The 11,844-nt window shown below is 72.2% G+C and carries 8 protein-coding genes; 6 read left to right on the top strand and 2 right to left on the bottom strand.

The annotated features are described in order from the left end of the window. The first annotated feature begins 92 nt into the window (after window positions 1-92). From AC068Z_RS13755 to AC068Z_RS13735, 5 genes are all read left to right on the top strand, one after another. Window positions 93-1,796 (top strand): albusnodin/ikarugamycin family macrolactam cyclase, encoded by a 1,704-nt coding sequence (locus AC068Z_RS13755; RefSeq protein WP_478554807.1) that lies wholly within the window; start codon window positions 93-95, stop codon window positions 1,794-1,796. Continuing rightward, a complete protein-coding gene (locus tag AC068Z_RS13750; protein WP_478554806.1) occupies window positions 1,796-2,554 on the top strand; it encodes a lasso peptide biosynthesis B2 protein in 759 nt (252 codons plus the stop codon). Before AC068Z_RS13755 ends, AC068Z_RS13750 begins: the two co-directional genes overlap by 1 nt. After that, window positions 2,551-3,117, top strand: a complete 567-nt coding sequence (locus tag AC068Z_RS13745; protein ID WP_478554805.1) for a GNAT family N-acetyltransferase — start codon at window positions 2,551-2,553, stop codon at window positions 3,115-3,117. The genes AC068Z_RS13750 and AC068Z_RS13745 overlap by 4 nt, the downstream gene beginning before the upstream one ends. A 258-nt stretch (window positions 3,118-3,375) precedes the next feature. Beyond that, on the top strand, window positions 3,376-3,597 hold the full coding sequence (locus AC068Z_RS13740) for a hypothetical protein (protein WP_478554804.1): 222 nt from the start codon (window positions 3,376-3,378) through the stop codon (window positions 3,595-3,597). Between the two features lie 692 nt (window positions 3,598-4,289). Continuing rightward, window positions 4,290-4,685, top strand: a complete 396-nt coding sequence (locus AC068Z_RS13735) for a hypothetical protein (protein WP_478554803.1) — start codon at window positions 4,290-4,292, stop codon at window positions 4,683-4,685. A gap of 192 nt (window positions 4,686-4,877) precedes the next feature. Here AC068Z_RS13735 and AC068Z_RS13730 read toward each other — a convergent pair whose 3' ends face one another. Continuing rightward, on the bottom strand, window positions 4,878-5,264 hold the full coding sequence (locus AC068Z_RS13730; protein ID WP_478554802.1) for a hypothetical protein: 387 nt from the start codon (window positions 5,262-5,264) through the stop codon (window positions 4,878-4,880). Between the two features lie 254 nt (window positions 5,265-5,518). Between AC068Z_RS13730 and mobF the strand changes: the two genes are divergently transcribed. After that, on the top strand, window positions 5,519-10,579 hold the full coding sequence (gene mobF, locus AC068Z_RS13725) for a MobF family relaxase (RefSeq protein WP_478554801.1): 5,061 nt from the start codon (window positions 5,519-5,521) through the stop codon (window positions 10,577-10,579). A gap of 89 nt (window positions 10,580-10,668) precedes the next feature. Here mobF and AC068Z_RS13720 read toward each other — a convergent pair whose 3' ends face one another. Further along, window positions 10,669-11,826 (bottom strand): DUF5710 domain-containing protein, encoded by a 1,158-nt coding sequence (locus tag AC068Z_RS13720; protein ID WP_478554800.1) that lies wholly within the window; start codon window positions 11,824-11,826, stop codon window positions 10,669-10,671. Between the last annotated feature and the right edge of the window lie 18 nt (window positions 11,827-11,844).

Genomic DNA, 11,844 nt, shown 5'->3' with positions numbered 1-11,844 from the left:
CGGCCTGATCCCCGCGTGATGGGGGTGTCTCCCGGGTTTTCCCCGGGGGGCACCCCCTTCTGCTTTCCCATCTCAACTACGGAGGTTCTGTCATGCGTTGGTTCGGAGGGCGAGTGGGCTGTGAGGGCCCGTTCCTTCCGGTGCCCGGCTCCGCGCGTGTGTTGTGGGGCGGGAGGTTCCCCCTGTGGCTCGTCGGCTCCTGGGCGGACAGTGAGGTAAGGGTCGTGAGTGACGGCCGTCGGAACATCGCGGTGCTGGGTACCTGTGCCGCCGGTGACGCGGAGCTGACCGCGCTGCTGGACAGCGCCTCGGGTGCCCGGCTGCCGCTGTGGTCGGGTGCCTACACGGTCGTGATCGCCGACGGCGACGGGGTCGCGGTCCACACCGATCTCGGCGGGGCCTGGCCGATCTACGTCAGCGAGTACGCGGACGGTGAGGTCTGGGCGTCCAGTTCCCGGGCGCTGGCTTCGCTGGTGGACGGTCAGCCGGACGACTCCTGGCTCGCCAAGTCGCTGGTTCTGCCGAGCAGCCTGGCCGCCAAGCAGTCCGCGTTCACGGGGGTGACCCCGGTCGACGCCGGGTGCCGTCTGAGTCTGCGCCCGGGGCGTCGATTCGAGGCCGTGCCGGTGTGGCGACCGCAGCAGTCCACCGTCGACGCGTCGGTGGCGAAGCTGCGTGTGGCGCTGGAGGAGGGGGTGGCCGCGCGAGTGCGGCCGGCCCGGGCTCCCAGCGGTGACTGCAGCGGCGGCATGGACTCCACGGGGCTGCTGACGCTGGCGATGCGGCACAGCCCGATGAACGCCGTGACGATCCACCCCGACGGCGTGCTGGACAAGGGGGATGTGGGTTACGCGTTGCGTGCGTTGCAGGGGGACCCCAGGGCGCATCACGTGCTGCTCCCGCTCGACGCGCGTCACGTGCCCTACTCCGCCCTGGACCGGGTGCCGGTCTCCGACGAGCCGGCTCCTTCGACCGTGACCAGTGCGCGGCTGAGGGCCGAGGCGGAGGTGCTGGCCTCGCTGGGCAGCGACTGTCATCTCACGGGTGACGGGGGCGACAGTCTGCTCTGGCAGCCGCTGCACCTCGAAGAGCTCGTCCGGCAGAGGCAGTGGCTGCGGCTGGCGCGTCATTCGGTGGCCTGGTCGCGGCTGTTGCGGGTGTCTCCGTGGCCGGTCCTCAGGGGGGCGTTCCAGCCGAATCGGCAGCCGATCTCGCCGGCGCCGGAGTCGGGTGGGATCACGGCTGGGGCCCGGGAGCTCGCCGAGGTGGCCGCACGGAGCCTTCCGGAGATCCGGAACCAGGACGACGAGGTGGTCGAGGAGGTCCGCAGCGTCGGTCGTACGGCCCGGTCCGACGGTCAGCTCATGGAGGCGTGGGGCGTTCCGATCCACAACCCGTTCACGGACGGGGCGGTTCTGGACGCGGTTCTGTCGGCGCCGGTCGAGGATCGCGGATCGCCGTGGGAGTACAAGCCGCTGCTGGCCTCCGCGCTGGCCGGCGTGCTGCCCGCGGAGGTCGCCCGGCGGGCGACGAAGGGTGTCAACGAGGTCGACCACTGCCGGGGTCTGCGGGCCAATCTCCACGCGGTTCTCGATCTCGCGGACGGGGAGCTCGCCGCGCGGGGTCTGGTGGACCCGGAGCGACTGCGTGGGGCGATGCGTCAGGCCGCGGCGGGTCTGCCGGGGACGAACGTGAAGCCCGCGGTGGAGGGCGAGGTGTGGCTGCGGTCGCTGAAGGCGGCGGAGCCGGTGGTGTGGGGCCGTGAGCCCAACGACGAGGAGAGGGAGGTCGCGTGATGAGCAAGGTGAGGGTGTCTGCGACGGTGCAGGCGATGGACACGGGGTCGGCGCTGGTTCTGCTGGACACCCGCACGGGTTCGTACCAGGCGTTCCTGGGCGCGGCCCGGGACGTGTGGCTGGCTCTGGTGGCCACCGGAGGCGACGTCTCCCGTGCGGGGGTCGAGGCCGGCGTCGACAGGTCCGATGTCCTGGTGCTGGTGGATCACCTGATCGGCCAGGGCGTGCTGCGGAAGTCGGCGGCATCGGGTGCGTGGCCCGAGCCGCTGGTGCTTCCGCCCTCGGCGCCGAGCTGGGGGACGGAGCAGATGATCGCGCGGCTGGAGCCGGTGCCGGCGGTGCACTGGTCGTGGCGTCTGATGGCCGTTCCGGCGCTCGTCCTGACCCTGGGCGTGGAGTACGTGGGGCGTCCCCGGCGGCGCTTCGCGCGGCTGCTGACCGTGGCCCGGATCGCGGGCAGGGTGGGCAGGCCCGCGTCGCACGGGACGGTGCAGCAGGCGTTCTGGGCCGTGCAGCATGTGGCCCGGTTCGTGCCGGTCAGGGTGGCGTGTCTGGAGGACTCGATCGCCACGGTCGTCACGTTGGCCCTGTCGGGCCGTCGGGCGACGTGGTGCCACGGCATCGGGACGGACCAGATCAAGCTGCACGCCTGGGTCGAGTCCGGCGAGGGGCCGGTGGACGCGCTGAGTCCGCTGGTCCCGTACACGACCATCCGGCGGATCCCTTCGGGGACCGAGGCGATCGGAGGCATGGCATGAGCGGGGGAGAACCGGTCATCTGGGTGCGGGGGGATCAGGTCGCTCTCGGCCCGCTCGACGAGGCGCTGTTGCCGCAGTACTGGCGGTGGGAGAACGACCCGGCCACGATCCGCGGGTTCGGTCGGCGTGCGCCCGAGCCGTGGCAGGCCCGGGTCGAGGGCTTCGGCATCCAGATGCGGGGTGGCGGCGGCAACGTCCGCTTCACCGTTCACGCGCTGGGCGAGGAGCTCCGGCCGGTGGGGATGACGACGCTTCTCGTCGACCATCAGGTGGGGACGGCCGAGTTCATCATGCTGATGGCGCCGGAGGCGCGCGGGAAGGGTCTGGCTGCGGAGGCCGCTCGGCTGACGCTGGACTACGCGTTCCACGTCTGCTGTCTGCGCATGGTGCACCTGAAGGTCCTGGTGCCCAATGCGGCGGGTGTGCGGGCCTATGAGAAGGCCGGGTTCCGGGTCGCGGGCCGGTTGCGCGGCGCGGGCTACTGGAACGGGGGCCCCTGTGACGAGCTGGTCATGGACGCGGTCCCGGAGGAGTTCGCGGGGCCGTCCAGGATCGTGACCTGAGGTCGGCCCCTGGGGTCCGCCCGGTTCGGGTGGGCCCCAGGGGCTGCTGCCATCGGTCCGGTTCCTGTGCGGGTGCGGGTCCGCTGTGTGCTGGCTCTGTCAGCCTCGCAGGCGCGGTCGGGATGTCAACCGAGCGAAAAGCGTGCTCGGTTGACATCCCGCCCTATGCGCCTGCGTGTCCGCCGCCGCCAGCACACAGCTGGAGCGGGCCCGTTCGCCGAGGTCTGCTCCATCGATCCTGCGAGGAGCGTCGTGATCATGAACCCTGTCCTGCTTTCGTCCGACGATGAGTGGAGTCCTGTCGTCGAAGTCGTGCCGCGCGAGGAAGTGTTCCGTTGCGCGGACGGGTCCGAGCGCCCGATCGAGGAGCTGGGGGCGTACCTGCTGAGCAGCACCGTGTGTGTGCCCGTCTCCGGGGACGAGGTGTCGGTCCCGGTGGGCGTGCTGGAGGCCCTGGAGCGCGGCTGGGGCGTCGGCTGAGGTGTTCTGAGCGGGGCCGCTGCGGACGGATCGTCTGTCCGCGGTGGCCCTGCTTTGGTGTTCGCGTCCGGCGGAGCGCGCTGCCGCTCGGTGGGAAGGGTCCGAGGCCTCGTGCGGACGGGTCTGGGTGCGGTCTCCGGCGAGTGCGCCGGGTGTCTGCTCGCGCGGTGCCGGCGAGGCGTGGGCCATGGGGCGTGCCGGGTGTTCGCCGGGGCTTGTCGGCGCCGTAGGAATCGGCGCCGGAGGGTCGTGCGCCGGGTGTCCGTGGTGTGACCGCGGGCACCAACCTGGAGCGGTCGCTGCACCCGGGCGCGTCAGTCGCCGGCTGCCCGGGTGATGACGTTGCGGTGGCTGTGCCGTGGTCCCTGCGTGGGAGGGGGCGAGCTCTGATCGCTCGGGGTCGTCCGAGGGTGCGTTCCGTCCGCGTGGCGGCCGCTGACCCGGGGCTTGTCGGCGAGCTCCTTGTGCAGGCCGGTGGGGTGACCACTGGGTTGCGGTGCGGGCTCTGTGCCCCCCTTCCCGGTGCCTGAGCCTGCACCACGCCGAACCGGGGGGTCAACCGAGCCAAAAGCGCGCTCGGTTGACCCCCCGGCCCGACGCGGCGCTTACGGCCGATCACCGGGAAGGGGACCACAGAGCCCCAGGACCGCCGCAGGGCGGTCACTGTCCCGGCCTGACAGAAGGAGCAGGGCATGAGCATGACGCCCAGGCCGAACTACATCTCCTACGCCAAGGGCCACATCCAGCGGATGACGGTCTTCAAGGGCAACAGCGGTGCCTCGCTCTCCCTCCGGGTCAGCGTGGAGACCGGCCAGAGCTTCTACGCCTCGTTCGTCACCTGGGAGAGGCCGCTGGTCGACAAGATGGTCGCCGGCGAATGGGGCGAGGGCGACTTCGTCGAGTTCCTGTGCGGCCGGAAGGCCAACGGGGACAAGAACCCGGAAGGCGGCTACTACCCGGACCGCGACGTGATCCTCTTGGCCAACCGGATCCGCAAGGCCAAGACGGCGGCCTCCACCGTGGAGGGATCGCTCCTCGCGAGCATCATGGGCGCGGTGGCCCAGTTCGGGAAGCAGGGTCAGGAGTGACGGTGATGCCCCCGGGGAGCGGTCCGCTCCCCGGGGGCATCCGCCTTCCGTCGCGGGGTGCCCCGCGATCCGTGGTCCGGCCCGAGAGGGGTGAGCAGGTGAGGCGTCGTCGCAGCCGGGGCTGGTTCCGAGTCGTGGTCGACTGTCTGCGAGATCTTGTCATCTGGTGGTGAGCGGCCGCCCAGACGTTCGTCAGTAGCCGGCGGGGAGCGAGGAGGGGTCGTTCTCCGTCGGCTGCGAGGGTGCCTCGAGGGCTTCGTCCGGGGCTTCGTTTCGGGCTGTCTCGTCAGTGCCGGCGTCGTGGTCCGCCCAGCGGCTCATGTAGTCGCGTATCTGCGCGCCCGTGAGTCCCAGCGCGTCGGCCGCCTCTTTTCTGCCGCCGAAGACGTCCACCGCCATGGCCACGGCCTTGGCGACGTCCAGTTCGGCTGCCTCCAAGCGGGCGGTGCGCTGGTCGAAGTCGGTGATGACGGCGAGTTGGGCGGCCTGGCGGCGCTTGGCCTCCTCCAGTTCCCGCTTGTGCTGTTCACGCAGGGCGGCGCGACGGGCCATGAGGCGCTCGTTGTGTCGTGAGGTCATGTGCCCATGATCGTCGGCCTTGACGGCGCGACACAACCGCAATCTCGTTTCTCATGCGCAGAGTTGTGGCGCCTCAGAGTCGTGCGCACCGCAACTGGCGTCGCGCGTAAGGAAAAAGGAGAGCCGGAGGCTCATAAGTTGGTCACACCTCTTGCTATTGGGAAATCCTTCGGGTGAACTGTAGTCATGGCAGCATCGGTGACCCATCTGACCTCACGCGACATCAAGTCGTCGGTGAGTGCGAGGTGTTGTCGATGATTACGCTGCATCCGCTGTCGTCCGGATCCGGCATCGACTATCTCCTGTCCACCGTCTCCGGTGATGACGTGAAGGTCGGCGTCAAGGATCTGGCGGCCCACTGGGCGCACGGCGGGGACACTCCGGGGGAGTGGCTGGGGGCTCAGGCGGAGGCCATGGGGCTCGTCGGGCGGGTGACGCAGGATGCCGCCGATGCCGTGTTCAAGGACGCCGTGGACCCGATCAGTGGGCAGAAGATGGGGCGGGCCTGGCCGCGGTACACGCCTGCCGATGATCTGTACGCGCAGTATCTGGAGAGCGAGCCGGAGGCGAGCGAGGCGCGTCGTCAGCAGCTCAGGGCGAAGGCCGATCGTGAGGGGAACAGGACCGCGCGCGCTGGTTGGGAGATGGTGTTCTCCCCGGTGAAGAGCTTCTCGGTCCTGTGGGCAACCGCCGATGACGAGCAGCGCCGACGGCTGGAGAAGGTGGAGCGGGAGGCGTTCGAGAAGGTCTTCGCTCGCATCGAGAAGGAGGCGTGCTGGACGCGCGTCGGTCCCACCGCGGCCGCCCAGGTCCAGGTGTCCGGCAGGGGTCTCATCGGTGCTTCCTTCACGCACCGCAGCTCGCGCGCGGGTGATCCGGACTTTCACCGGCACCTCGCCGTCAGTGCCAAGGTGCGTACGGAGGACGGGCGGTGGCTGGCGCTGGACGCGCGGCCGTTGCACGCCCTCCTTGTGGAGTTCTCCGAGCAGTACACGGCCGAGGTGGAGCGGGGCATGGCCGCGGAGTTCGGTGTCCTGGCCGAGGCCCGGCAGAACACCGTGCGCCCCTCGCGGAGGCCGGTGCGGGAGTTCCTCGGTGTGGACGGGGAGATGGTGGGTCACTTCTCCGAGCGGCGCCGCAGCACGGAGGGTGCGCTGGCTTCGCTGACGCGGGATTTCATGGCGCGTGAGGGGCGTGAGCCGTCCCGTGCGGAGTCGTACAAGCTCGCTCAGTCGGCGGCGTTGACCGCGCGTCCGGACAAGCGGGCGACGACGGTGGAGCAGGAGCGGCGGGCGTGGCGTCGGCGGGCCCGGCAGCAGGGCAAGCGGCGTCCGGACAAGTGGATCCAGCACGCGCGTGAGGCGTCGCGGCAGGCTGTGCTCGAGGCGGCGGACACCGATGTGCGGTTGAGCGATGTGGCGGACCGGGTGCTGGAGGTGCTGGAGGGACAGCGGGCCCATTGGACGCGTTCCAATGCCGCGGCCGAGGTCTACCGGCAGCTGGTGGTGAGTGGCTGGCATGTGCGTCTGGATGACGCGTCCTTCGATTCCACGGTGCGGCGGGTGACCGACGTGGTGCTCGATCCGCGTCGGTGTGTGCGCCTGGACGTGCCGGACACGGTGGCGCTGCCGGAGCGGTTCCAGCGGGCCGACGGTACGTCGTTGTTCGAGCCGGTGGTGACCGGGCGGCTGTTCACCTCGCACTCGCTGCTGGCCGCCGAGCAGGAGCTGGTGGAGGGGGCCACGCGCCCGGTGCCCGTGCGGGTGCTGAGCGCGCAGGAGGTCGACGTGGCGCTCGCCGCGGCCGACGCCGAGCGCGGGTTCGTCCCCAGCGAGGAGCAGCGTCGCGTCGTACGGAACGTGCTGGGTTCCGATGTGCGGATCAGTGCTGTCATCGGTCCGGCCGGTACCGGCAAGACGACGATCATGCGGCTGGTACGGGAGGCCGCGGAGGCGCATGGGCTGCCGGTGCTGGGTCTGGCGGGCGGTCAGGTCCAGGCCGACAATCTCGCCGAGGAGGCCGGTATCCGGGCGGAGAACATCGCCCGCTGGCGGTACATGAGCGAGCGGCGGGGTGGTCCGCAGTGGTCGCCGGCGCCGGGGCAGATCGTGATTGTCGACGAGGCCGGGCAGGCGTCCACGCCGGATCTGTTGGCGTTGTCCCGGCAGGTGGAGAGCGTCGGGGGAAGGCTGCTGCTGGTGGGTGACCCGCGGCAGCTGGGTTCGCCCGGGGCGGGCGGTGTGCTGGAGCTGGTCGAGGCCGACGCCGGGGCTCAGTATCTGACCGAGGTGCGGCGCTTCCGTGACGCGGACAAGACGATCCGTAGCTGGGAGGTGGAGGCCGCGGCCGCTCTGTCCCGGGGGGAGGCGGACGCCTCCTTCGACGCTTACGCGGAGCGCGGGCGCATTGTGCACGGCGGCGCCTCGCACATGATCGACGCCTTGTACGAGGCGTGGCGCAAGGACCGTGATGACGGGCTCAGCGCCATCATGATCGCTTCCAGCAACGGGCTGGTGGCTCAGCTGAACGCCCGTGCCCGGGACGATCTGATCGCGCGTGGCGAGGTCGACACCGTCGCCGAGGCCGCGCTGTCGGACGGCAACCGGGCGGGGGCCGGTGACCGTGTGGTGACCCGGGCGAACGACCGGCGGCTGCGCACGCACGACGGTCGCCAGTGGGTGCGCAACGGCGACACCTGGACGGTCGAGGCGGTCGAGGGTGACGGTGCCGTCACGGCTCGGCACGACCGGACCGGGCGCCTGATCACGCTCCCCGCCGACTATGTGGGCGCGGGCGTCGAACTCGGCTACGCCATCACGAAGGACCGCGCCCAGGGCGTCACCGTGGACGCGGGGCATGCTCTGTTCGATGCCTCGCTGGACCGCAATGGCGCCTATCCGGCGCTGACCCGCGGCCGCTACACCAACCACGCCTATCTCGTCACCGCGCAGGATGCCGACGTCGAGACCGGGGAGCCGGGAGCACACCTCACCGCCCGTCAGGTGTGGCAGTCGGTGCTGCGCCGTGACGGCAGTCAGCACTCGGCCACCGTCGTGGCCCGCCGTCTGCGGGAGGAGGCCCGTTCGGTACGGACGTACACCAGCCGTCTCGCCTACGTCCTGGACCAGGTCGCGGACGACCGGGCGCGCCACGCGGTGGCCGCGCTTCTCGGAGAGCGCGCCGCCGAGCAGCTCACGGGTGCTCCCGCGTGGCCCGCGCTGCGCATCCAGCTGGGCCGTCTCGCCGACGCCGGTTTCGACACCGATCGGTTGCTGGAGGCGACGTGGAACGCGCGCGGTTTCCTCGACGAGGACGGTGTTCCGGTCCGCGACATCGCGGCGGTCGTGCATGCCCGTAACGCCCGTGCGGTCGACGAGGACGAGGGCCGGCCCGAGGAGTACCGGCGTGCGGACGAGGCGCCCCGGCCGGCGACCGCTCCCGAACTCGTCACGGTGCCCCAGGTGCGGGGCGACGACGTCCTGGCCGCGCTGGGTCTGGTCGTTCCCGAGCCGGAGCCGCACGACGACCGTGAGACGTCGGCGGCCGTGCGGGAGCTGGCCGCGGCGGCTCGGTCCCGGGCCGTGCACCTGGCCGAGTCGGCCGTGCTGGACGCCGAGGCCGGTGAGGGCTGGGCTGCGTTCTACGGTCCCGAGCCCGGTGAGGCCGCTGCGGCGGCGGTCTGGCGTCGGCGGATCTCGGCGGCCGCGCTCTACCGCGATCTCGCCGGCCACGACGGCGCGGAGCCGACCGGACCCGCGCCCGCGGCGAGCGGCGACGGGACGCGGCTGCGGGCATTGTGGCGGGCCGCCCAGGACCTGACCGACCCGGCCGTGCGGGCCGCTGAACTGGCCGCCGAGGGTCCCGCGTGGCTCGATGTGCTCGGGGCGCGGCCGGCCGCCGACGACCCCACGCGTTCGTTGTGGGACGACGCTGCTGCCGCCGTGTCCACCTACCGGGAGCTGTGGGAGTTCGGTCACGAGACCATCGCGCTCGGGGAGCGTCCGGCGGATGACGTCTCGGCCGCCGACTACGACCGCGCTCATACGGCGATCGCGGCATGGCGTGCGGGGTCCGGCCCTCGGGAGCGGGTGGCCGTACTGGACGAGCAGGCACTCGGCCGGGCCGACCACGCGGGCCGGAGTGCCGCCGACCGGGCGCGCCGGGTCGCGGAGGCGCTGGCCGAACTGCACCGGGCCGAGCAGGCTCGCGACACGGCCGAGCAGGCGGCGCGTGACGCCCGTAACCGGGTGGAGGTGCTGCGCCCGGTGGCCCAGGAGCCGGAGCGGCTCGAGCGGTTGCGGCAGCTGGTGGTTCGGGCGGAGGAGGCTGAGCAGGAGGCCCTCCGGGAAGGACGGTCGGCCGACGAGGCACGCCAGGTGCTGGTGGCACTGGCACCTCAGGCGCTGGCCGACCGGGAGCGGGAGCGGCGTGGCGGCGACGCCCGGCGCGAGCTGGCACGCCGGGCTCTGCGGGGTACGGCGGAGGGGACGCCTCAGACGCCGGAGGCACCGGAGGAGGCCGAGATCGCCGCGTGGCATCTGCGGCCGCACGGACGGCTGTCGGACCGGCAGCTGCGCGACGCGCACCGGCGGGCGCTGGACGCCGCGCGGGCCGCGGACGCCAGTGCCTCCGCGCTGGAGGAGCGGGCCGCCGAGCTGAACTCCGCGGTGGCTCCGGGCGGTCGTATCGAGCGGTCGGTGCGGGCACTGGCGGATCAGGCGACGGCGATTCACCGGCTGCGTGCGGCGCGGGAGCGAGCGGAGGAGGCCGTGCGCGAGATGGCTGGCAACGCCTCCCGGCGCGAGGATATCGAGACTCGGCTCGCCGCCACCCGGCTCGGAGTGCCGGTGGTCAGGGGCGGTGAACGGCGTGAGCTGGAAGGGGCGTTGGAACAGCTGGGTCGGCGAGCGGCGCAGCTCCGGGCCGAGATCGCGCTGGCCGAGCGGCAGCGCGACGAAGCGGCGGTCACGGCCGGTGCCCCCGGCGGTCACCGGCGGACCCTGGACGAGTGGGAGCGGGCCGGCGGAACGCTCCCGGCAGCTCTGGCGGGAGCCCGCGACAGTGCCGTGCGCGGCTCGGCCTCGGCCGAGCGCGATGCGCGGTCCATGCGGGCCCGCTCGCGGGAACTGCGTGACGAGGCCGCTGCTCTGCGCGGGGAGATGAGCGTGCGGGCCGTCCTGCCGGACGAGCGTCGTGCCGTGGAGCGGCAGGAACGGCAGCAAGCGGCCCGCGGGTACGTACCGGGGGGCGAGCCGGGCGTGGCGCCGAGGCGTCCGTCCGCTCCCCGCCGGGAGGGACCGGGGCAGGGACGGTGACGGGAGGAGCCGGAAGGGGCCTTGCATGGGGGGCTCATGTGCCGGCGGGAGGGCTTGTACAAAGGGAGGGGCTTGTATAGGGGACAGGCTCACCACAGGGGCCGACGGCGCTCCTGGCGCTGATCGGTCAAGTGCCCCCTGATCACCCGCAGATCACTGCGGTCCTCGTCCCAGGAGGCGGCGGTGCCAGGGGTGGACAGGGTGGCCGCCGCGGCGGCCAGCACCGCCCGGTGCTGGGGGGCGGGAAGCTCCGCTTCGGCCACGATGTGAGCCCACTCGCAGGGCGCGGCCACGATCTGGGTTGTGCCGTCCGGCAGTTCGTGTACGGAGGCGAGCGCGATCTCCGGCGGCCGGACGTCGCTGTCGCACAGGTGGCAGAACCAGGGTCGGCGAGGCACGGTGATCCACTGCGTCCCGCCTCCTGCCGCAGGCCGGCCGAGCACGCGTCGCAGGGCCTCGGTCAGTTCCGCGTCGGTGACCTCCGCGGGGGCAGGGAGTGGAGCCGCCGCGGGTGAGGGAGCCGGTGGCGTGCCGCCCGTGCCCGCCGTCGTACGGCGTTCCTGCTCGGCCGTCCGCCGGGCGATGCGTTGCCGTTCCTCCGCCGGCTGCGGCCGGACCACCTCCACTCCGGCGCCTGTGAGGATGCCCAGGTCCAGGGTCCAGGTCAGCGCCGAGCGCGTGCGCCATACGGCGAAGGCGTCGCGGACGTGGTCCTCCGCCTGCCGTCGCGACATCCGCGTCACCGTGCGCAGGTGCGCCAGCGCCTCCTCCCGACGGCCTCGCACCTCGGCGAGACCGAAGTGCGACGTGGTGTGGCAGTCGGTGCACAGGCACACCAGTCGGCGCAGCCGCTGCACGCCCGCGGCGGTGTCGTACTCCCACCGCTCGTGGGCCTCAAGCCAGCGCCCTGTCTCCCGGTCCTCGCCCCGCCCGCAGGCCTCGCAGCGCTGATCCGCCCGGCCGGTGATCATCCTGCGCAGTCGCTCCCAGTCGCGGGGACTGACACAGCTGCGGACATGGGTGAACCAGCACGACCGCGGAACCAGGTCCACGAAGAGCCCGGAGCCGAAGGACCGGTTCTCGCCGGGAAGCAGGTCCGGCACCTCGGGCAGCGCCGCCCACCGTCTCAGCCCAGGCACGCCCGGCCGGGGCGCGTACCAGCGTTTCACCGTGGGGTCCCACCGGGCTCCGTGAGCCTTCGCCTCGTCCTTCTCCGCGAACGGGACGTCGAGCCAGACGCGCTCCATCCTCACCCCTCCCACCGG

This window comes from Streptomyces sp. NPDC043726, assembly GCF_056436565.1.
The sequence above is the reverse complement of the archived record's forward strand: the minus strand, read 5'-3'. Positions and strand labels throughout refer to the sequence as shown.

Coding starts and splice junctions, on each gene's coding strand:
- AC068Z_RS13755 (WP_478554807.1), top strand. CDS start 93: ATGCGTTGGTTCGGAGGGCGAGTGGGCTGTGAGGGCCCGTTCCTTCCG.
- AC068Z_RS13750 (WP_478554806.1), top strand. CDS start 1,796: ATGAGCAAGGTGAGGGTGTCTGCGACGGTGCAGGCGATGGACACGGGG.
- AC068Z_RS13745 (WP_478554805.1), top strand. CDS start 2,551: ATGAGCGGGGGAGAACCGGTCATCTGGGTGCGGGGGGATCAGGTCGCT.
- AC068Z_RS13740 (WP_478554804.1), top strand. CDS start 3,376: ATGAACCCTGTCCTGCTTTCGTCCGACGATGAGTGGAGTCCTGTCGTC.
- AC068Z_RS13735 (WP_478554803.1), top strand. CDS start 4,290: ATGAGCATGACGCCCAGGCCGAACTACATCTCCTACGCCAAGGGCCAC.
- AC068Z_RS13730 (WP_478554802.1), bottom strand. CDS start 5,264: ATGACCTCACGACACAACGAGCGCCTCATGGCCCGTCGCGCCGCCCTG.
- mobF (WP_478554801.1), top strand. CDS start 5,519: ATGATTACGCTGCATCCGCTGTCGTCCGGATCCGGCATCGACTATCTC.
- AC068Z_RS13720 (WP_478554800.1), bottom strand. CDS start 11,826: ATGGAGCGCGTCTGGCTCGACGTCCCGTTCGCGGAGAAGGACGAGGCG.